General features: G+C 67.7%; 18 protein-coding genes. 1 reads left to right on the plus strand and 17 read right to left on the minus strand.

The genetic code is table 11. The features are described 5' to 3' along the window. Positions 1 to 10 precede the first annotated feature (10 nt). From ACLFRB_RS01180 to pilM, 12 genes are all read right to left on the minus strand, one after another. On the minus strand, positions 11 to 1,378 hold the full coding sequence (locus ACLFRB_RS01180; RefSeq protein ID WP_411067164.1) for an SLC13 family permease: 1,368 nt from the start codon (positions 1,376 to 1,378) through the stop codon (positions 11 to 13). 57 nt (positions 1,379 to 1,435) lie between these two features. After that, on the minus strand, positions 1,436 to 1,906 hold the full coding sequence (locus tag ACLFRB_RS01185) for an HPP family protein (protein WP_411067165.1): 471 nt from the start codon (positions 1,904 to 1,906) through the stop codon (positions 1,436 to 1,438). 113 nt (positions 1,907 to 2,019) lie between these two features. Further along, positions 2,020 to 2,244, minus strand: a complete 225-nt coding sequence (locus tag ACLFRB_RS01190; RefSeq protein ID WP_411067166.1) for a YdcH family protein — start codon at positions 2,242 to 2,244, stop codon at positions 2,020 to 2,022. A gap of 10 nt (positions 2,245 to 2,254) precedes the next feature. Then, complete coding sequence (locus ACLFRB_RS01195; protein WP_411067167.1) at positions 2,255 to 2,470, minus strand: hypothetical protein; 216 nt, start codon at positions 2,468 to 2,470, stop codon at positions 2,255 to 2,257. Between the two features lie 127 nt (positions 2,471 to 2,597). Continuing rightward, the gene (aroB, locus tag ACLFRB_RS01200) at positions 2,598 to 3,683 is read right to left on the minus strand and encodes a 3-dehydroquinate synthase (protein ID WP_411067168.1); all 1,086 of its coding nucleotides are present in this window, start codon (positions 3,681 to 3,683) and stop codon (positions 2,598 to 2,600) included. A 113-nt stretch (positions 3,684 to 3,796) separates the two neighbouring features. After that, positions 3,797 to 4,339, minus strand: coding sequence for a shikimate kinase (locus ACLFRB_RS01205; RefSeq protein WP_411067169.1), 543 nt, complete (start codon positions 4,337 to 4,339; stop codon positions 3,797 to 3,799). A 9-nt stretch (positions 4,340 to 4,348) separates the two neighbouring features. Next, positions 4,349 to 4,819 (minus strand): hypothetical protein, encoded by a 471-nt coding sequence (locus tag ACLFRB_RS01210; RefSeq protein ID WP_411067170.1) that lies wholly within the window; start codon positions 4,817 to 4,819, stop codon positions 4,349 to 4,351. A gap of 331 nt (positions 4,820 to 5,150) precedes the next feature. Continuing rightward, on the minus strand, positions 5,151 to 7,616 hold the full coding sequence (gene pilQ / locus ACLFRB_RS01215; RefSeq protein ID WP_411067171.1) for a type IV pilus secretin PilQ: 2,466 nt from the start codon (positions 7,614 to 7,616) through the stop codon (positions 5,151 to 5,153). A gap of 4 nt (positions 7,617 to 7,620) precedes the next feature. Beyond that, positions 7,621 to 8,175: a pilus assembly protein PilP gene (locus tag ACLFRB_RS01220; RefSeq protein ID WP_411067172.1), complete on the minus strand. Its 555-nt coding sequence runs from the start codon at positions 8,173 to 8,175 to the stop codon at positions 7,621 to 7,623. Continuing rightward, entirely contained in the window at positions 8,172 to 8,762 is a 591-nt protein-coding gene (locus tag ACLFRB_RS01225) for a type 4a pilus biogenesis protein PilO (RefSeq protein ID WP_411067173.1), read from the minus strand. Before ACLFRB_RS01225 ends, ACLFRB_RS01220 begins: the two co-directional genes overlap by 4 nt. Before the next feature lie 9 nt (positions 8,763 to 8,771). Next, positions 8,772 to 9,344, minus strand: a complete 573-nt coding sequence (locus tag ACLFRB_RS01230; protein WP_411067174.1) for a PilN domain-containing protein — start codon at positions 9,342 to 9,344, stop codon at positions 8,772 to 8,774. Next, positions 9,341 to 10,393, minus strand: a complete 1,053-nt coding sequence (gene pilM, locus ACLFRB_RS01235) for a type IV pilus assembly protein PilM (protein WP_411067175.1) — start codon at positions 10,391 to 10,393, stop codon at positions 9,341 to 9,343. The genes ACLFRB_RS01230 and pilM overlap by 4 nt, the downstream gene beginning before the upstream one ends. A gap of 163 nt (positions 10,394 to 10,556) precedes the next feature. Between pilM and ACLFRB_RS01240 the strand changes: the two genes are divergently transcribed. After that, positions 10,557 to 13,172: a penicillin-binding protein 1A gene (locus ACLFRB_RS01240; protein ID WP_411067176.1), complete on the plus strand. Its 2,616-nt coding sequence runs from the start codon at positions 10,557 to 10,559 to the stop codon at positions 13,170 to 13,172. A gap of 25 nt (positions 13,173 to 13,197) precedes the next feature. On the opposite strand, the gene ACLFRB_RS01245 is transcribed toward ACLFRB_RS01240, so the two are convergent. The 5 genes from ACLFRB_RS01245 to ACLFRB_RS01265 form a co-directional block, all read right to left on the minus strand. Next, positions 13,198 to 14,787: an AAA family ATPase gene (locus ACLFRB_RS01245; protein ID WP_411067177.1), complete on the minus strand. Its 1,590-nt coding sequence runs from the start codon at positions 14,785 to 14,787 to the stop codon at positions 13,198 to 13,200. Positions 14,788 to 15,032: 245 nt separating this feature from the next. Then, complete coding sequence (locus ACLFRB_RS01250; protein ID WP_411067178.1) at positions 15,033 to 15,845, minus strand: 3'(2'),5'-bisphosphate nucleotidase CysQ; 813 nt, start codon at positions 15,843 to 15,845, stop codon at positions 15,033 to 15,035. Between the two features lie 345 nt (positions 15,846 to 16,190). Next, a complete protein-coding gene (pmbA, locus tag ACLFRB_RS01255; RefSeq protein ID WP_411067179.1) occupies positions 16,191 to 17,513 on the minus strand; it encodes a metalloprotease PmbA in 1,323 nt (440 codons plus the stop codon). Next, positions 17,510 to 18,949 carry a metalloprotease TldD gene (gene tldD, locus ACLFRB_RS01260; RefSeq protein WP_411067180.1) on the minus strand — a complete coding sequence of 480 codons (1,440 nt, stop codon included), beginning with the start codon at positions 18,947 to 18,949 and terminating at the stop codon, positions 17,510 to 17,512. The genes pmbA and tldD overlap by 4 nt, the downstream gene beginning before the upstream one ends. Before the next feature lie 114 nt (positions 18,950 to 19,063). Then, positions 19,064 to 19,870, minus strand: a complete 807-nt coding sequence (locus tag ACLFRB_RS01265; RefSeq protein ID WP_411067189.1) for a carbon-nitrogen hydrolase family protein — start codon at positions 19,868 to 19,870, stop codon at positions 19,064 to 19,066.

The raw sequence follows: 19,870 nt of genomic DNA on the forward strand, positions 1-19,870 counted from the left end.
GCGCCGAGATCTAGAAGTAACGGTACCAGACGTAGACGCTGGCGATCGCCACCTGCAGGAGCATCATGGGGAAGGCGATGGCCAGGAAGGGCAAGAAGCGGATGGGGTGGCCCGCCCGCTCCGCGAAGCCCGCGGTGATGAGGTTCGCCGAGGCCCCGATCAGGGAGCCGTTGCCGCCCAAACAGGCCCCCAGGGCCAGGGACCACCAGATGGCGTTCACCGAGGCCCCCTCCAGCCCGGCCTCCTGGAAGGCGGGCAGCATGGACTTGATCATGGGGATCAGGGTGGCCACGAAGGGGATGTTGTCGACGATGGCCGAGGCTACCGCCGAGACCCACATGATGGCGAAGCTGGTGGCCTGGAAATCGCCGCCGGTGGCGGCCATCACCTCGTCCGCCAGCATCTCCAGCAGGCCCACGTGCTCGATGCCGGCCACCAGCATGAACAGGCCCACGAAGAAGAAGATGGTGACCCATTCCACCTCGGCGAAGATGTTGTGCACCCGCTCGCTGGCCTCGTCGGGGCTCAGGTCCACGGTGTACAGCAGCAGCAGGAGGGCGGCGCCGAACATGGCCACCGTGGCGGGCTGCAGGCCCAGGCTGTGGTGCATGATGAAGCCGAGCACCACCAGCCCCACCACGAACAGGGAGCGCTTGAGCAGGCCGGGGTCGGTGATGGCGTCCCGCTCGCGGAAGGCCATGACCCGCTGCATGCCCTCCTCGCTGGCGCCCATGTAGCGCCCGTAGATCAGGTACAGGGGAACCAGGGTGGCCACGAAGATCAGTGGCACGATGGGAGCCAAATTAAACAGGAAGTCGTTGAAGGTCAGGTCGGTCTGGGTGCCGATCATGATGTTGGGCGGATCGCCGATGAGGGTGGCGGTGCCGCCCACGTTGGAGGCCATGATCAGGGCCAGCAGGATGGGGTAGGGGTTGATCTCCAGCTCGTCGCAGATCAGCAGGGCCACGGGCACGATCAGCAGCACGGTGGTTACGTTGTCGAGCAGGGCCGACAGGACCGCCGTGACGATGGAGAGCATCACCAGGATGCCCCAAGGGCGTCCCCGGGCCCACTTCGCCGACTTGATGGCGAGGTACTGGAACACCCCGCTCTGCCGGCTGATGGCCACGATCACCATCATGCCCGTGAGCAGGCCGATGGTGTTGAAGTCGATGCCGGCCACCGCCGTGCTCTGCGGCAGGATGCCAAGGACGATCAACAGTCCCGCGCCGATGAGGGCCACCACCGCCCGGTTGATGCGCTCGGTCATGATGACCACGTAGCTGAGCACGAAGACGGCGGTGGCCATCCAGAACGGATCCAGGCCGAAAAGGACCTGGGAAGTTGCGTCGTTACTTCCCCCGTGGCTGGTTTGCATTGCCGGTGATTCCCTAGCTCTGTGGTTCCTGGTGGGCGCCCTGCCGGGCAGTGGCCCCTAGCCGCTGAAGTCCAGCCTCCCGAAGATGTGGCGCAGCACCTCCCACTCGGAGATCTGGCCTACCAGCTTGTGGCCGTCGTCCACCACCCAGACGTTGCGCGCCTCCTTGTCCTCATCGCGGATGAGGGCCGTAGCCACCGCGAGCAGGGCCGTGTCGGGGCTCACCTTTCGCACCTCCCGGCTCATCACCTCGCGCACTGGCCGCTGGCCCATCTCCTGAAGACGATCGCTCACCTGGTGGAGATCCGGGGCGTAGGTAAGGTTGGCGAAATGGCGGTCGTTCCGGATGTAGGAGGGCAGCGCCCGATGGATCAGCTCGCGCATGGTAAGGACCCCGATAAATCGCCCCTCCTCCACCACCGGAAGCTCCCGGCGGCGGTTTTCCCATACCGGTTCCAGCGCCTGGTGGACGAGGGCGTCCGGAGTCAGGATGAAGAAATCGGTGCTCATCACGTCGCGCGCCAGCATGGCTCACCCCTGCCGAAAACATGGTGATCGGATCGCTCGGGAGGCTCCCGCGAGGATCCGAGTGTACAAAAAAAGGGCGCTTTACGCGCCCTTTTTCCTCCGGATTCGTGCCTTTACTGGGCCTGTGCCCGCAGCCTACTTCGCATGAACTCCAGCTGCTGCTTCACGTACAACCGTTCGCGCTTGAGGCGGCTCAGCTCCAGGTCGTCCACGTGCCCGCGCCCATCCTCGAGCTCGTCGATCCGATCGTCGAGGCTACGGTGGCGTTCCAGCAGGTTCTGGAAGTGCCCGTTCTGCCGGGCCAGCTCTTCGTCCAGGTGGTCCACCTCGGTCGCCATTAGACCCTCCTTATTGGTGGCTCTGGGGGCCGTCTTCCGCCTCCTCTCCGTCTTTTTCCTGCAGGAGGCGCAGGCGGCGAACCTCCTCGGTCAAGGCGCGGTTGGAGCGCACCAGCTGCAGCACCAGAAACGGCAGGGTCACCCAGAGGATGAACAGCGCCGTCAGGGCGATGCCGATCAGCAGCAGGAGTCCATTGCCGACGCCTTGAAAGAATTCCTGGATCATTTGCGATTCAACCTACGGTCAGCGGGGGTGGGTGTCAACGCTCCTCCACCGCCCGCAATCCCAGGCTACCACTGCTCTGCCGGGGGGCGTTGATGGCGGTCAAGGCACGGCAGGCGGGAACGGATGGTCAGCGGCAGGCCTCGATGGCCTCGCGCACGGTGGCCTCGGGGACCTCCCCCGTGACGAAGGCCCGTCCGATGTCCTCCAGGAGGACATAGCGCACCTTGCCGGCGGCCGCCTTCTTGTCTACCCCCATGATCTCCAGGTAGCGGTCGGTGGCCAGTCCGGTGGGGCCGGTCACCGGCAGGCCGGAGCGCTCCAGCAGGGCGCGGGTGCGGTCCACGGCCTCCCCGGACAAGAAGCCCAGGCGCCGGGAGGTCTCGGCGGCCATTACCATGCCCGCCGCCACCGCCTCGCCGTGCAGCCAGTCGGTGTAGCCCGTCCCCGTCTCGATGGCGTGGGCGAAGGTGTGGCCCAGGTTGAGCAGGGCCCGTTGGCCGGCCTCCCGCTCGTCGCCGGCCACCACCTCCGCCTTGTTGCGGCAGGAGCGGTAGACGGCCTCCGTCAGGGCCTCGGGCTCCCGCTCCAGGATGGCGGGGGCCGCCTCCTCCAGATAGGCGAAGAAGGCGGGATCACGGATCAGGCCGTATTTGACCACCTCGGCAAACCCGGCGCGCAGCTCACGGTCCGGCAGGGTGTTTAAAGTGTCCGTGTCGGCCACCACCACCCTGGGCTGATAGAAGGCTCCGATCATGTTCTTGCCCCGGGGGTGGTTCACCGCCGTCTTGCCGCCGACCGCGGCGTCCACCTGGGCCAGCAGGGTGGTGGGGACCTGCACGAATGGTACCCCGCGCTGGTAGGTGGCGGCGGCGAAGCCGGCCAAATCGCCCACCACGCCGCCGCCCAGGGCGGTGATGGCGGTCTGCCGGTCGGCCCGGCCCTCCAGGAGCCGGTCGTACACGGTCTCCAGGGTCGCCAGGGTCTTGTGCCGCTCCCCGTCGGGCAGGTCCGTCCGGGTAACCACCTCGATCCCGGCGGCCTCCAGCCCCTCGGCCAGCCGCTGCGCGTACAGGGGCCCCACCGTCTCGTTGGTGACGATCACCGTTCGTGGGGCCGGCAGGGCGGCCGCGATCAGCTCTCCCGCGCCGAGGAGGGCGGGGCCGATGTGGATGGGGTAGCTGCGCTCGCCGAGGTCGACGGTGAGGGTCTTCATGGGCACCAGGGATTGGGTGGGGGTTCGTCGTGGCCGGAACCGCGGGGCCGGTCCCGTCGGGAGGACCGTGGCCGACCAAGGGGCCGGCCTCCGGAAATGTCCCGGTTTGAGGCCTAGTCTACCGCGCCCGGATCGGCGGAATCCAGGCGGGCGAGGATCTCCTCGGCCACCTCCTGGGCGGTGCGGCCGGGGGTGTCCACAATCAGGTGGGCCTGGCGGTAGAGGGGCTCGCGCTCGGCCTGCAGGGCCTCCAGCTTGGCCCGGGGGTCGTTCACCTGCAGCAGGGGCCGGTTGGCGTCCCCGGCGGTTCGCTCCAGCAGGGTCTCCACGTCGGCGCGCAGGTAGACCACGGTGCCGTTCGCCGCCATGGTCCGACGGTTGGCCTCCCGCAGCACCACGCCGCCGCCGGTGGCCACCACCAAAGGCCCGGGGCGGGCGGCCACCTCCTCCAGCGCCGCCTGCTCCCGGTCGCGGAAGCCCGCCTCGCCCTCGGCGGCGAAGATCTCCGGGATGGCGCGCCCGGCCCGCTCCACGATGACGGCGTCCAGGTCCACCAGCTCGGCGCCCAGCCGTTGCGCCAGGGCTCGACCCACGGTGGACTTGCCCGAGCCCATGGGGCCCACCAGGATTGCCTTGCCTCTTCCGGACTCACCCATGGGAAAGGTTCAGCAACTGGCCCCATCCCCGAAGGGACTTGTAGCTCCAACCGGTGTTTCGTCCTTGGTATCCACGTCTTCCTGCGCCACCGGAAGCCCAAAGCTCCGGCTCTGCGATCCCTCGGTGCCGGTGGTCTGCGTCTCCGCCGTCAGGCTCACGCTGGCCCAGTGGCCGAATTCGGTGCCGTACACCACGTAGAAGTCCGCATAACCCCGCTCATCGGTGGTAATTCGGCCGACCGTCACCGAATCGTTGCTCTCCTCCGTCGTCTCCACATTTCCGGAGAAAGTGGCCACATTGCGAGGATCGAGGTCTCCGTTTTTGTTTTCGTCCTCCCCGGGATCCAGCTTCCCATTGAGGTTCTGGTCCTCGTTGGCACAGGGGCCGGCGGTTGGCTCAATAGCCCAAAAACCTTTGTCTGTGTCCCACTCTCTTATCCCCTTCGTATAGCTTGTGGTGACCACGCGCAGATTGATCACCGCCCCCTCCACAGGCTGCCCGTCCGTGGAGGTAACCAGCACCGTCCAGGGATCCTTCAGGGATCCTTGTACCGGAGGTTCTCCTCCGACCCTTCCTTCACCACGCTGGTTCCGGAGCTCATTACAATGTACGCAGGATCCCCGGAAGTCTCCTCTGCATCCCCGCAGCCCGTAAGCCCTGCCCCCATAAGAACGCTAACAACCGCCCCGGCCATAGCGGGCTTGGCGCCTCCCCGTAAGCGCATGGTGATCCCCTTTAAATGTTCCTGGTGGTCCCCGTAATCTCATAGTTCCCCCCCTTTTTCAATCGGTTACTTGGAAACGATCCTGCTCAGTCCTGCTCCAGCTGTTCCTGGCGGCCGCCCGTGGCCTCGTCCTCGACGACGCGGGGCGTCAGGAAAATAAGCAGCTCGTCCTTCTGGGTGGTAGTGGTTTGGGTGCGGAACAGGGCCCCGATGAGGGGGATCGACCGCAGGAAGGGCACCCCGGTCTCGTCATCCCGCTCCGCCTTGGCGTAGATGCCTCCGATCACAAGGGTCTCGCCGTCGTCCACCAGCACCTTGGTCTCCACCTCCTCGGTGTCGATAGCCGGACCGGCGGCAGTGTTCTCCGCCACGCTGTCGTTGCTGGCTTCGACGTCCATGATGAGGCTGCCGTCGGGCGTGATCTGGGGCGTGACCCCGAGGCTCAGCACCGCCTCCTGGAAGCTGACGTTGGTGGCCCCGGAGGATGTGGCCTCCTGGTAGGGGATCTCCGTGCCTTGCTTGATGGTGGCCTCCTGCTGATTGGAGGTCACCACCCGGGGACTGGAGATGATCTTGCCGTTGCCCTCCGCCTCGATGGCCGACAGCTCCAGATCGAGGGTGGTGTTGTTGGCAATATGCCCCAACCGCATCCCCAGGCTGCCGGCGGATCCCCCACTCACACCGGATGCGGGCAAATCCACCGCCAGGTCCGGCTCGGCGTTCTGGGCTCCGCTCAGACTGCCGGAGAAATCCATCTGGTTGGGGAACTCGACGCCGGTGGTGTCGGTGTGGAAGCCGCCCCAGCGCACGCCCAGCTGCCGCTCGAAGGAGGTGTTCACCTTGACGATGCGGGCCTCGATCATTACCTGGCGGGTGGGCCGGTCCAGCTTTTCCACCATCTGCCGCACGGCCCGCAGCTGCTCGGGGGTCTCCCGCACCAGAAGGCTGTTGGTGCGGCTGTCCACGCTGATGCTGCCGCGTTCGGAGAGCATGCCGCCCTCGCCCTCGCCCTGGGTTTCCAGGAGGGTCTTCACCTCCTCGGCCTTGGCGTAGTTGATCTGCAGGATCTCGGTCTGGAGGGGAACCAGGTCGCGGCGCTTCTGGTCGGCTTCCAGCTCCTGCTGGGCCTGTTCCTGGAGCTCCGACTGAGGGGCCACGCGGATCACATTGCCCTCGCGCTCCATGCCCAGGCCCTGGCTGTTCAGGATGATATCCAGGGCTTGGTCCCAGGGCACGTCGTTGAGGCGCAGGGTAAGCTGGCCGCCCACGCTGTCGCTGGCAACAATGTTGAGGTCCGCGAAGTCGGCCAGGATGTTCAGCGCCTGGCGCACCTCGAGGTTCTGGAAGTTGAGGCTCAGCTTCTCGCCCTCGTAGGGCTCGCCGGTGGCCTCGGGACCCTTCTTGGCCTCCTGGGATTCGCGCTTGCCGACGTTCAGTACCAGCTTGTCGTCCAGCTGGTAGGTAGTGGGCTCCAGGGGACCCTTGCCGGAGGCAACTACCCGGACGTCGTCCTCCCGCTGGTAGAGATCGACGCTCTCCACCACCGTCCCAAAATCGGTGACCTGCAGGCGCTTTTCCAGGTCCTCGGGCAGTTGGGTCTTGGGCAGATCCATTACCACCCGGCCTTCCTCCCGCTGGACCTGGGCTTCGGCCCCGGTGCTATCCAGCGACAGCTCCACCTGGCCCACATTCGACTCAGGGCCGACGGTGAAGTCCACATCCTTCACCTCCCGGCCGTCCTTGTTTGTGCTCGGCGGCCGCAGGGACACTCGCAGCCCTTCCGGGGTGGGCTCCAGGTTGTGGGTCACCTGGCCTTTCAGGTCCAGGACAGTCCGGGCGTGGTCACCGCCCTCGCCGAAGCGGATCCGCTCGATTAGGGGATGGTCCTGCGCCTGGCGCTTCTCCCCCACGTCCAGCTTGGCGTCCTGCATGTCCACCACCAGCCGCTGTGGATCGTCCAACAGGAAGGATTGGAACTCCCGAGGTTCCCGGCTGGTCTTCAGGATCAGGGCGGCCCCTCGCTCGTCCTCCTCGAGCTCGAAGTCCTGGAGCGTAAGCGGTCCCTCGTCCTCCTCGGATTCCTTCTGGGGCCGCAGGGGCTCGGGCTCCGGAACCGGCTGCGGCTCCCCGCCCTCCTCCTCGGAGGACGCCTCGGCCTTCTTGGTGGGGGACAGGGTCACGGCAAGGGCCGAGCCCTCCCGGGTGGCCGAGGCCTCCGCCACCCGGCTCAGCTGGAGCTCCAGACGCGGAGGCTGGCCCTCGGAGGTGTGGACCTTCAGGTCTTCCACCAGCCCCTTGGAGGTGGTTTCGGGAAGGGCCGATTCCTCGATGGCGGCGTCCGGGAGCTGGACGAGTACCCGGGGGGGCTCCTCCTGTGACAGGAGCCGGTAGGTAAGGGAACCGTCTCCGGTGAGAAGCAGGCCGGTTTCTTCCTCTTCCTCATACAGCTCCACCTTGCCCACTCGCACGTCGGCCACGACAGCCGTGGAGACCAGGGCCTGCGCCAGGAGCACCAGAAACGCGGCGGTCCGCCATGAAATCCGCCCAGCCACTATGTCATCCCCCTCTTGACTCGATCTCCACGGTGCGCGTGCGCGGTTCCCAGCGGCCCTTACCGCGTGACACGAGCTCCCGGAGGGTCAGGCTCTCCGGGCCTATCTCTCGCACCTCTCCGTACTGCTTGCCCATGTAGTCACCCACCGTAACCGTATGGACGATTCCCTCCGGGTCGCGCACATAGGCCTGCCAGCCCTCGCCGGGAACCTTCATGGCTCCCACCACGCGCAGGTTGCCCAAGTCGAAGTCCTCCAGCGGCTCCCGCTGCCGGTCAGTATCCGGCTGGGGCCCCTGGCTCTCCTGTTCCTGTTCCTGTTCCTGCGCCTCCCGCTCCTGGCGGAGCGTTTCGAAGGGGGAACGATCGGGCTCCTGGAAGGCCACGTCGGTGGGCTCCACCGGATCCGGCAGAGGCTTGGCCACCTCCTCTTCGTCCGGGGACGGCGGGGGCTTCTCCACCATCTGTCGCAGGTCCTCGACCGGATCTTCCTGGCCGCCACAGCCCACCAGCAGGACGGCCGTCCCCAGTACAGCCGCTCGGGCGATGCGCGCGCTCAATTCTTTTCCTCGTCCTGCTCATCCTCACCCAGGAACCGGTAGGTCCGGGCCTGACCCTTCAGGGTGAGCTCCCCGTCTTTGGCCCCGCTCAGTTGCAGGTCCTCGACGTTCACGATCCGGGGCAGGGAGGCGGTGGCCGCCAGGAAGCGTCCCATGGCGTTGAAGGAGCCGCGCACCTCCAGCTCCACCGGAAGGGCGGCGTAGGATTCCTTCGGAACCTCTTCCGCGGGGCGGAACAGCTTGAAGTCCAGCCCCTCCGCAACGCCCACATCGTTCACGGCGTCCAGCAGGTCGGCCACCTCGGTACGGTCGGGGAGCTGCTCGAGGGCGCCCTCCATCCGTTCCTCCAGCTTTTCGTACTGCTCGCGCAGGACGGGGAGGTTGGCCACCTGGCGCTTCTTTTTCTGGTACTGGGCAGTGAGGTTCTCCACCCGCTTCTCCATCTTCGCCACTTCCTTCTGGTGGGGGAGGTACACGAACCACCAGAAGGCGCCACCGATAAGAGCGGTCAGCACCAGAAGGACCACCGCCTTGACCCAATCGGGGGCGTTCAAGGCGGTATCGAGATTCAGGTCCTGGACGTCCATGTGCCCCCCTTAGCCCTCGTCCCCGTCCGATTCGCCATCTTCCGGATCCACCAGCTTCACGCCCATCTTGAAGCTCTTGACGGAGCCCTGGTCCTGATTTCCGCCGGTGATCACCTCCAGGTCGGGCTCGGTGAAGAGAGCGGAGGCCTCCAGGCGTCGCATGAAGCTGGAAACATCGTTGTTGGTGCGGGCGGCCCCTTCCAGCTGCAGCCCTTCGTCCGTCTGGCTTACGGAGTCCAGCGACACATCCTCGGGAACGGCCCCGCCCAGATTCTCGAAAATCCTCACGGACAGGTCCCGGCCATGCTGGAGCTTGCGGATCTGCTCCAGCTTGTTCATCAGGTCCTTGCGCTTCTCCTTCAGCTGGTCCACCTCATCCAGCTTGTTTCGGATATCGGCCAGAGCCGCCTCCATGTACTCCACCCGGGCCTGATGCCGCTTCTCCACCTTCTGCAGGTGGAGGTAGGCGGCCGCCAGGAGGCCCAGAACGATCAGCAGGAAGATCCCGGCGCCCAGGCCGTCCCGCATCAGCTGGAGCTTGCGGCGCTGTTCGCGATGGGGGAGAAGGTTGATGCGGATCACGGGTCAAAGCTCCGCAGGGCGAGGCCGGTTGCCACCATCAATCGGGGCGCCACTTGCTCCAGCCCGTTGCGCTTGAGCCCGCCCCCCACCTTCATGTCCGCGAAGGGGTTGGCGACGGTCACCCCGACGTCGAGCTGCCCCTCCAGGCTCTCTGCTACCCCGGGCAGGAGGGCGCACCCCCCGGATACCACCACCCGGTCCACCGGATAGTCGGGCTGGTTGGAGGCGTAGAAGTCCAGGCTACGGCCGATCTCCATGGCCAGGTTCTGGAGGAAGGGGTCCAGTACTCGCTGGGGGTAGTCCTCGGGCAGGTCCCCCCTGGCCAACCGCTGCTCGGCCTGATTTTCCTGCCAGCCGTAGGACTCGGCGATGGACTCCACGAGCTGCTGGCCGCCGAAGTAATGGTCGCGCGTGAAGATGGACTGGCCGCGTTGGAGCACGTTGATGTTGGTTACCTGGGCCCCGATGTTGAGCAGTGCTACGGTCTGCTCCAGGTAGTCCTCGGTGGCGCCCAGCTCGAAGGCGTTCTCCACGGCGAAGGGGTCCACATCGACGACGGAGGCCTTCAGGCCCGCCTTCTCGATGGCCTCCAGATGGCCGTCCACCACGTCCCGCTTGCAGGCCACCAGCAGCACCTCGAGCTGGTTGGCCTCATCGTCGGGATCCGGACCGAGAACCTGGAAGTCCAGGTACATGGATTCGATGCCCGCCGGCAGGTGATAGTCGGCCTCCAGCTCCACCTGGGACTGTTGCTCGGACTCCTCCAGCCCGGCCGGGATGGAAATCTTCTTGGTGATAACGGCCGCACCCGCTACGCTGGCCGCAACGAACTTGGTGCGTGCCTTGACCCCCTTGCGTGCCCGGGCGATGGCTGCGGACACCGCTTCGGGGTCCACCACCGCGTGGTCGCTGATGGCCCCGGAGGGCAGGGGCTCGACGGCAAAACCCCGAAGGCGGTAGGTACTGCCCCGCCGCTCCAGGTCCACGGCCTTGACGCCGGTGGTGGAGAGGTCGAGCCCGAACAGGGGTTTGTTGTACAGCTTGGCCATGGGCGGGCCGCTTTCCCGGAGAATACGTTTTGGTATTATTCGGACCTGCCCTTTATATCAGGGAAGACCCTTAAGGGAAACAACCCACACCCCGGAACCCGGACCGCTCATGGGCGTCTAAGCCAAACTTATTTTGTATTAACAATCAAACCGCAGGCGCATAATGCCCACTTTCGTCAGACGCATCCTGATCGCTTCAGGGGTTTTCCTCCTCATCGTGGCGGTAAGCGGGTTTGGGGGGTATCTCTGGCTGAGCTCCCAGCTCCCGCCCATCACCAAGCTGACCAACTACGAGCCCCAGACGCCCATGCGGGTCTTCGCCCGGGACGGCCAGCTCATAGGCGAATTCGGCAACCAGCGTCGCCTGCCTCTCCCCCCCGAGGCCATTCCCGAGCAGCTCAAGGACGCATTCCTTGCGGCGGAGGATTCCAGCTTCTTCGACCATCCCGGCATCGATGTACCGGGGATCATTCGCGCCCTGATCGCGGACATCAAGGCGGGGGCCCCGGTGCAGGGGGCCTCCACCATCACACAGCAGGTGGCCCGGACCTTTCTGCTGACTCGCGATCGCAAGATCATGCGGAAGCTCAAGGAGATGCTGCTCGCCTTCCGCATCGAGGAGCGCCTTACCAAGGCTGAGATCCTGCACCTCTACCTGAACCAGATCTACCTGGGCAACGGGGCCTACGGGGTGGAGGCCGCCGCCCAGAACTACTACGGGAAGTCCGTCCACGAGCTGTCCCTGGCCGAACGGGCCATGATCAGCGGCCTGCCCAAGGCCCCTTCCGCCTTCAACCCGATCAACAACCCGGAGCGGGCCCGCAAGCGTCGGGACTACGTGCTAAGGCGCCTGCGGGATACCGGCAAGGCCAGCCCCGAGGCCGTGGAAGAGGCCCTGGCCACCCCCATCCACGCCCGGCGACACAATCCGGTTAGCAATCCCATGCCCCAGGTGGCCGAGGAGGTGCGCCGGCGGATGGTGGATCGCTTCGGGGAGGATCGAGCCTACACGGAAGGCCTCCGGGTATTCACCACGGTGGACCCGGACATGCAGGAACAGGCACGCAAAGCCGTGCAGAAAGGCCTCTTGGACTACACCTACCGCCACGGCTACCGGGGCCCCGAAGACCACTGGGACCTCGAGGAACTGGTCCGGGAGACCGCGCTCCCCGATTCCCCCAACAATGATGGGGACGGGGAGGCTCCCTTAACGTTCGCTCCCGGCAGCGGCGGCCTGGGGCTCCGCGAGACGCTGCTTGAGCGCCTGACCGAATTCCGGCCCATCGGCCCCCTCCGCGCCGGGGTGGTCCTGTATCTCGGGGAAGGGGAGGAAGGGCAAGGCGACAGGAAAGAGGATCCCCGCAGCGCTCGCATCCTTTTGGCGGATGGCCGCGAGATCACAATCCCCTGGGACGGCATGCGCTGGGCACGACCCTATAAGGCGCCCAACGAGGTCGGGCCGGAGCCGGAGACAGCGTCAGACGTCCTCTCCCCCGGCGATGTGATTCGCGTGGAGAAGCGCCCCGACGGACCGTGGTTGCTGAGCCAGGTCCCCCAGGTACAGGGGGCGTTCGTGGCCATGGATCCCCCTTCCGGGCAGATCCGGGCCATGATCGGCGGCTTTGATGAATGGCGCTCCCAGTACAACCGGGCGACCCAGGCCCGCCGGCAGCCGGGCTCCTCCTTCAAACCCTTCCTGTATGCCGCCGGCCTTTCCAAGGGCATGACCCCGGCCACTCTCATCAACGACGCGCCCATCGTCTTCGAGGACGAGGCCCTGGAGACCCGGTGGCGGCCGGAGAACTTCTCACAGAAGTTCTACGGCCCCACGCGCCTGCGTCAGGGCCTGGAGCATTCCCGCAACCTGGTGACCATCCGGCTGATGCGCAACCTCGGGACAGATTACGCCCTGGATTTCGCCTCCCAGTTCGGCTTCGACCGGGATGCCCTGCCGCGGAACCTGTCCCTCTCCCTTGGGTCGGCCTCGGTCGCGCCACTGGACGTTGTGCGGGGCTACGCGGTATTCGCCAACGGCGGACTGCAGGTGGACCCCATCCTCATCGAACGGATCGAGGACCGCCACGGCCAGCCGGTCACTCGGAACATCGCCCGCTCGGGATGCACCCAATGCCACCGCGCCGGCAGCACGGAGGAGCTAGACCCCGAGGTCCAGGTTGAAAATCCGGAGATGCGCTTCCATTCCTCCATCCAGCCTGAGCGGGTCCTGTCTCCGCAGGTAAACTACCAGATGGTTAGCATGCTGCGCGGCGTGGTGGAGCGGGGCACGGGCTGGCGCGCCAAGCGCCTGGGGCTGCCCCTCGCCGGCAAGACCGGAACCAGCAACGACCAGCGGGATGCGTGGTTCCTCGGTTTCTCCAGCAATCTGGTGGGCGGGGTATACGTGGGCTACGACCAGCCCGAGACTCTGGGCGGTCATGAGACGGGCTCCCGCGCGGCGGCCCCCATCTGGGTGGACTTCATGCGTCAGGCCCTGAAGGGCCGCGAGGTGCCGGAATTCGAGCAGCCTGAAGGGGTGGTGAACGTCCGCATCGACGCGGAAACCGGCAAGTTGGCCGCCCCCTGGAGCGAGGAGACCCTCTTCGAGTACTTCCGGGAGGGCAATGCGCCCACCGAGACAACGCCCCGGCCCTCCTCCGTGGCTTCCGACGACGAATCCCGGCAGGAGGAATCCCGGCAGGAGGAGGAGAGGGAGCGTGAACGCGGGGGCAGGGAAGCCCGGGACTCCGGATCCTCCGAAATGATGGACGACCTCTTCTAACCCCGCGCGCCGGCCTTCGGGCCCGCTAGGCCCCGCCGGGGGGAAGGGCCGCCCGCCGCCGCACCTCCGCGGCCAAGGCGTCGAAGTCCAGCTCCTGGCTGGTATCCACCGGCACCGCGTGCGCCCGCTCCTCGGCGTCCAAGGGGTCCTGGCGGGCCAACTGATGCTCCAGGACCGCCTCGTTGCCCTCCGAGACCACCCCCTGCTGCCCGGCGCGCTCGCGCAGCCAGCCCCGAATGACCCTTTCCGGGGCGTGCAGGTCCAGGATGACGAAGGGCGCCTCCAGCTCGGCGGCCAGGGCGCGCGCCGCCTGCCGCCGCTCGGCGGCGAGGTAGGTGGCGTCCAGGTAGACCGGAAAGCCGGCCGCCAGCGAGGGGCGGGCGAGCTCCAGCAGGCGCCCATAGGTCCGCTCCGTCAGCTCCTCGGCGTAGATGCCGCCGCCCACCGCCGAGCCGCTGGCCGCCTCGGGCTCCAGGCCCGCCAGGCGCTTGCGCTCCACGTCCGAGCGGATCCGCACCCCGCCCAGGCGGGCCAGGAGGGGGACCGAGACCAGGCTCTTGCCCACCCCCGTCACACCGCGGGCGACGATGAGCAGGGCGGCGTCCTCCCCGGCGGTGAGCTCGGCGAGGGCGAAATAGCGCAGGGCCACCTCCCGCAGGGCCGCCCGCCGCTCCCCGTCCTCCGTTTCCCGGGCCTGAAGGGCGGCCACCTTGGCGCGCACCAGCGCGCGGTAGACGGTGTAGAAGGGCAGGAGGCGCAGACCCGGATAATCGCCCCCCGTCTCCAGGTAGGCGTTCAGGAAGGGCACCGCCAGGTCCCGCCGCTCCCGGAACCGCAGGTCCATCCAGGTGAAGGCCACGTCCGCCATGACGTCCGTGAAGCGCAGGGCGGGGTCGAACTCGATGGCGTCGAAGGGTGTGAGGACCCCGTCCAGGCGGGCCAGGTTGGCCAGGTGGAGGTCGCCGTGCCCCTCCCGGACCCGCCCGCTGCGGCGGCGCTCCGCGAACAGGTCCCCGTGGGTTTCCAGGAACCCCTCCACCCAGGCGGCCACGCCCTCGAAGCGCTGCTCCCCCAGGCCCAGCCCCCCGAGCTCCGCGCGCATCTGGTCCAGGTTCTCCCGCTGGTCCCGCGCCACCGCTTCCCGGGTGCCGTACCCCTGGTCGGGCCCCGGCTGGCGGGCCCCCTCATGGAGGTCGGCCACCCGTTTGCCCAGATCCGCCATCTCCGCGGGCCCCAGCTCCCCCCGCTCCAGGCAGCGGTCGGCCCGCAGGGCGGGGTCGAACTGCACCATGCGCACCGCGTACTCGAAGGGCTCCCCGGCGCCGCCGAGCTCCGGCTTCTCAGGGCTCCCGGTAAGGGCGACCACTTCCAGGTACAGGTCCGGGGCCGTACGCCGGTTGAGGCGCAGCTCCTCCCTACAGGCATGAAGGCGCTTGTCGAGGGTGGAGAAGTCCAGGAAGCCCAGGTCGAGGGGCTTCTTGATCTTATAGGCGTAATCGCCGGTAAGCAGGACATAGGAGATGTGCGTCTCCACCACCTCCACCCGCTCCACGGGGTGGGGATAGCGGGCGGGATCCAGCAGGGTGCGGATCAGGGGCGGCCAATGGGCCTCCATGGGCTTCTTCCCGCGGCTGGTGGAAAAGACGACGGACGGAGCCGAAAACGCCAAGAAGCCAAGGCAATTAGAAAAAACGGAAAAAATCTAGTCGCCAAGGACGCCAAGAGAGAAACCGCGGAAAAACAGAATCAACCGATTTCCGTAATGAACCGGTTTCCTCGGGTCACCTTGGCTTCTTGGTGCCTTGGCGTTTTCTCCCGCTGCACCTTGGCGCGCTAGGCGTCCTATGCGGTTCGCTTCGCTCAGGCGCGCAGGTCGGGGGCCAGCGGCGTGTCCTTGAGGGCCTCCAGCAGGTCGGCGTGCAGGGCCGGGTTGGCCGCCACCAGGCTGCGGGTCTTGCCCTCGGGCTTGTTGAAGACCACCTCGGCGCCGTCCTTCTCCGTGGCCAGCCCGCCGGCCGCCTGCACCAGGTAGACCCCGGCGCAGATGTCCCACTCGCAGCGGGGGGTCAGGGTGTAGAAGACATCCACCTGGCCGGCGGCCACCAGGGCGAGCTTGTAGGCCACCGAGCCGATGGGCCGCAGGTGCATGGTGGCCGCCACCTCGTCGAACTCGCCGCGCTTGTACTCGCTGCGGCTCACAGCCACAGAGGCAGCCGCGCGGAAGCGCTCCTCGCTCACCTGCGCCGGACCGCCCATGTAGCTCACCCCGGCCCCTTCGGCGCCGGCGATCATCTCCATGGTGGCGGGGTTGAACACCACGCCGAGCTTGGGCTTGCCGTGGTGCACCAGGGCCGCTGCGATGGAGAATTCGGGCACCTGCTCCAGGAACTCCTTGGTGCCGTCCAGGGGGTCCACCACCCAGACCCATTCCTTGTCCAGCCGGGACTGGTCGTCCACGGTCTCCTCGGACTGCCAGCCGCATTCCGGGCAGAGGCCCAGCAGCCGCTCGCGGAGGAGCTTGTCGGAGGCCAGGTCCGCCTTGGTGACGGGGTCGTCCACCCCCTTTTCCCACTGCTCGTTGGCCCCGCCCTGGTACTGCATCACCTCGCGGCCGGCGGCGCGCACCGCCTCCTTCACGTCCTCCAGCAACTGCGGCAGCTGTGCTTCGTCCAAAATCCACTCCTCGAAAAGTTCAAGAAAACGCCAAGGAAGCCAAGGCACCAAGAAAACCGAAAAAAAGAATTATGAACCGCCAAGGAAGCCAACTAAGATCGAAGAAACAGACACCGGCTCAGGAAGCTAGTGGAAATCCGACCCGGGCTTCTGTGGGAGCGCCATTGGCCGCGACAAATGGAGCCCCTCAGGCAGGTCGCGGCTGATAGCCGCTCCCACAATTGCCGTCTTCCTGAGCCAACCGGATAGCCAAGTAGTATTTAGCTTCTTCTTGGCTTTTTGGCGTTTTTTCCCGCCGTTCCTTGGCGCTCTTGGCGTACTTGGCGTACTTGGCGGTTCGATCCTTTACTGGCCGGCCACGGTCATCCCGCCGATGAGCACGGAGGGCGCGCTGACGTTGCCCCGCAGCTCGAGGTCGTTGCCCACCCCGGCGATGTCCTTGAACATGTCCTTGAGGTTGCCGGCGATGGTGATCTCCTCCACGGGGTAGGCGATCTCGCCGTCCTCCACCCAGAAGCCCGCCGCCCCCCGGGAGTAGTCGCCGGTGACGTTGTTGACGCCCATGCCGATGAGCTCGGTCACCAGCAGGCCAGTGCCCATCTCCCGCAGGAGCGCCTGCGGATCGTGCTCGCCGGGCAGCAGGTAGAGGTTGTGCACGCCGCCGGCGTGGCCGGTGGTCTCCATGCCGAGCTTGCGGGCGGAGTAGGAATCGAGGCAGTAGCCGGTGAGCACGCCGTCGGCCACCAGATCGCGCTGCCGGGTGCCCACCCCCTCGCCGTCGAAGGGGGCGGAGCCCAGGCCCTTGGGCCGGTGGGGCTCCTCGCGGATGGTGATGCCGGGAGTGAAGACCTGCTCACCGGCGGCGTCCACCAGGAAGGAGCTGCGCCGATAGAGGTTGGAGCCCCGCACCGCCCCCACCAGGTGGCCAAGGAGGCTGGAGGCCACCGGCGCCTCGAACAGCACCGGCACCCGGGCGGTGCTGATGCGCCGGGCCCCCAGGCGGCGGGCGGTGCGCTCGCCGGCGCGGCGGCCCACCGCCTCGCCGTCCTCCAGCTCCGCGAGGTCACGGGCGGTGGCGTACCAGAAGTCCCGCTGCATGGAGCCGCCCTCCTCGGCCACCACGGCCGCGGAGACGCCGAAGCGGGTGCCGGAGTAGCCCCCGAGGAAGCCGTGGCTGTTGGCGTAGACCACCGTGCCCCGGCTCCAGGAGAACTCGCCGCCCTCGGAGTTGCTGATGCGGCCGTCCACCGCCCGGGCCGCCGCCTCGCAGGCGCGGGCCCGCTCGATGGCCTCCTCGGGCTCCATCTCCGCCGGGTGGTCGAGGTCCAGATCGGGGATCTCGGTGGCGAGCTTGTCCGGATCCGCCAGGCCGTTGGCGGGGTCGGGGGAGGTCCGGCGGGCCAGCGTGCAGGCCTTGGCCACCGTGCTGTCCACCGCCTCGTCGGAGAAGTCGGAGGTGGAGGCACTGCCGCGGGCTCCGTTCAGGTACACGGTCACCGAGCAGCCCTTGTCGCGGTGGTACTCCAGGGCGTCCACCTCACCCAGGCGCACCTCGGCGGACAGGCCGGAGGCGGTCTGGACACCCACCTCCGCCTGGTCGGCCCCGTGGCTGCGGGCCCGCTCCAGGATGCGCTCGGCGAGGGCCTCGTGATCGATGCCGGCGGTCATTGGGTGCCTCCCACGGTCAGGTCATGGATCTTCAGGGTGGGCTGGCCCACCCCCACGGGCACCGACTGGCCCTCCTTGCCGCAGGTGCCGATGCCGGTGTCGAGCTCCTTGTCGTTGCCCACCATGGCCACCCGGGTGAGCACGTCCGGGCCATTGCCGATGAGGGTGGCGCCCTTCACCGGCCGGGTGATCTCGCCGTTCTCGATGAGGTAGGCCTCGGAGGCGGAGAACACGAACTTGCCGGAGGTGATGTCCACCTGCCCGCCCGAGAACTGGGTGGCGTATACCCCCTTGTCCACCGAGGCGATGATCTCGGCCGGGTCGTAGCTGCCGTTCTCCATGTAGGTGTTGGTCATGCGCGGCATGGGCCGGTGGGCGTAGGACTCGCGCCGCCCGTTGCCGGTGGGCGCCATCCCCATGAGACGGGCGTTGGTGGCGTCCTGCATGTAGCCCTTGAGGATGCCGTTCTCGATGAGCACCGTCCGCTGGGTGGGCTCCCCCTCGTCGTCCACGGTGAGCGAGCCGCGCCGGTCGGCCAGGGTGCCGTCGTCCACCACCGTGCACTGCTCCGAGGCCACCTGTTCGCCAATGCGGCCGCTGAAGGCCGAGGTGCCCTTGCGGTTGAAGTCGCCCTCCAGACCGTGGCCGATGGCCTCGTGCAGCAGGATGCCCGGCCAGCCGGGGCCGAGCACCACGTCCATGGCCCCGGCGGGGGCCTCCACCGCCTCCAGGTTCACCAGGGCCTGGCGCACCGCCTCGCGGGCGTAGCCGCGCACGGTGGCGTCGTCGAACCAGCCGTAGCCGGTGCGCGCCCCGCCGCCGGTCATGCCCTGCTCGCGCCGGCCGTCCTGCTCCACGAGCACCTGCACGTTGAGCCGGACCAGGGGACGCACATCGGTGGCCAGCCGGCCGTCGGCGCGGGCGATGAGCACCGTCTTGAACTCACCGGACAGGCTGGCCATCACCTCCCGTACCCGGGGATCCGCCCCCCGAGCCTCGGCGTCCACGGTCTCCAGCATCTTCACCTTGGCCTCGTCGGAGAGGGAGGCCAGGGGGTCGACGGCCGTGTACAGTGGGGCCGACCCCTGACCGCGGCTCAGGGCGGGGGCGCCCCCCTCGCCCCCGGAGGAGGCGATGGCGCGCGCCGCCTTGGCGGACTCCAGCAGGGCGCCGGGCACGATCTCGTCGGAGTAGGCGAAGCCGGTCTTCTCACCGCTCACCGCGCGCACCCCCACCCCGGAGTCGATGCCGTAGGAGCCCCCCTGGATGCGGCCATCCTCCAGGCTGAAGCCCTCGCGGCGGGTGTATTCGAAGTACAGGTCGGCGTAGTCCACCTGCCGGGCCATCATCTGGCCCAGGGCGGACTGGATCTGGCTCATGTCCATGTCGGCGGGCCTAAGGAGCAGCTCCTCGGCCACCTGCCACTGGTCGGTCATATGCGGATACCTCGCGCGGGGAGGCTGGAAAGGTTCAGGGCGCTTCTGCCGCTGGGAGGCCACGGCAAGAGCGGGGCTGCCGCTCCCGGGATCCCGCGGCGATTCACGGAGTCTTCAGCCGAGGCGGCGATGGGCGAGGGCGGGAAGCTGACGGCGGACCCGGGCGATGTGGTCCCGATCCACGGGGGCCAGGGCGAGGCCTTCGCCGGTCTCCACCCGATCCAGCACCGCCCCCCAGGGATCCACCACCATGCTGTGGCCGTAGGTTTCCCGTGCGCCGGGATGCACACCACCCTGGTCGGCGGCCACCACCGTCACCTGCGCCTCGATGGCCCGCGCCCGCACCAGAACCTCCCAGTGGGCGGCCCCGGTGGTGCGGGTGAAGGCCGCGGGGACGGCGAGCCATTCGGCCCCGGCGTCCACCAGGGCACGGAACAGCTCGGGAAAGCGGAGATCGTAGCACACGGCCAGGCCCACCGGCCCGCAGGGAGTTTCTGCCACCACGGGACGGTCTCCCGGCACGATGGTGGCCGATTCCCGGTACCTTTCGCCGCTCTCCAGTTGGACATCGAACAGGTGGATTTTGTCGTAGCGGGCCCGGACCTCCCCCCGGTCGTCCACCAGCAGGCAGGCCGCCCGCACCCGGTCGGAACCGGCGGCGTAGGGAACCGTCCCGCCCACCAGCCAGAGGCCCAGCCGCGCCGCCTCCTCACGCAGGAAGGCAGTGAGGGGGCCGCCGGCCTCCGGTTCGGCGTGGTCCAGCTTGGCCCGTTCATCTTTGGCCATCAGGGGGAAGTTCTCGGGCAGGACGGCCAGGGCCGCCCCCGCCTCCCGAGCGTCCTCCAACAGGGCGCGGCTCCGCCGGAGGTTGGCCTCCACATCGTCGGTGGACACCATCTGAACCGCGGCCGCGCGGGGCAC

This window comes from Thiohalorhabdus sp., from assembly GCF_046545655.1.
Taxonomy (GTDB): Bacteria; Pseudomonadota; Gammaproteobacteria; order Thiohalorhabdales; family Thiohalorhabdaceae; genus Thiohalorhabdus.

What these genes read in the sequence shown, in the direction of transcription:
- ACLFRB_RS01180 (WP_411067164.1), bottom strand. Translation starts at nt 1,378, where the DNA reads ATGCAAACCAGCCACGGGGGAAGTAACGACGCAACTTCCCAGGTCCTT.
- ACLFRB_RS01185 (WP_411067165.1), bottom strand. Translation starts at nt 1,906, where the DNA reads ATGCTGGCGCGCGACGTGATGAGCACCGATTTCTTCATCCTGACTCCG.
- ACLFRB_RS01190 (WP_411067166.1), bottom strand. Translation starts at nt 2,244, where the DNA reads ATGGCGACCGAGGTGGACCACCTGGACGAAGAGCTGGCCCGGCAGAAC.
- ACLFRB_RS01195 (WP_411067167.1), bottom strand. Translation starts at nt 2,470, where the DNA reads ATGATCCAGGAATTCTTTCAAGGCGTCGGCAATGGACTCCTGCTGCTG.
- aroB (WP_411067168.1), bottom strand. Translation starts at nt 3,683, where the DNA reads ATGAAGACCCTCACCGTCGACCTCGGCGAGCGCAGCTACCCCATCCAC.
- ACLFRB_RS01205 (WP_411067169.1), bottom strand. Translation starts at nt 4,339, where the DNA reads ATGGGTGAGTCCGGAAGAGGCAAGGCAATCCTGGTGGGCCCCATGGGC.
- ACLFRB_RS01225 (WP_411067173.1), bottom strand. Translation starts at nt 8,762, where the DNA reads ATGGACGTCCAGGACCTGAATCTCGATACCGCCTTGAACGCCCCCGAT.
- pilM (WP_411067175.1), bottom strand. Translation starts at nt 10,393, where the DNA reads ATGGCCAAGCTGTACAACAAACCCCTGTTCGGGCTCGACCTCTCCACC.
- ACLFRB_RS01240 (WP_411067176.1), top strand. Translation starts at nt 10,557, where the DNA reads ATGCCCACTTTCGTCAGACGCATCCTGATCGCTTCAGGGGTTTTCCTC.
- ACLFRB_RS01245 (WP_411067177.1), bottom strand. Translation starts at nt 14,787, where the DNA reads ATGGAGGCCCATTGGCCGCCCCTGATCCGCACCCTGCTGGATCCCGCC.
- pmbA (WP_411067179.1), bottom strand. Translation starts at nt 17,513, where the DNA reads ATGACCGCCGGCATCGATCACGAGGCCCTCGCCGAGCGCATCCTGGAG.
- tldD (WP_411067180.1), bottom strand. Translation starts at nt 18,949, where the DNA reads ATGACCGACCAGTGGCAGGTGGCCGAGGAGCTGCTCCTTAGGCCCGCC.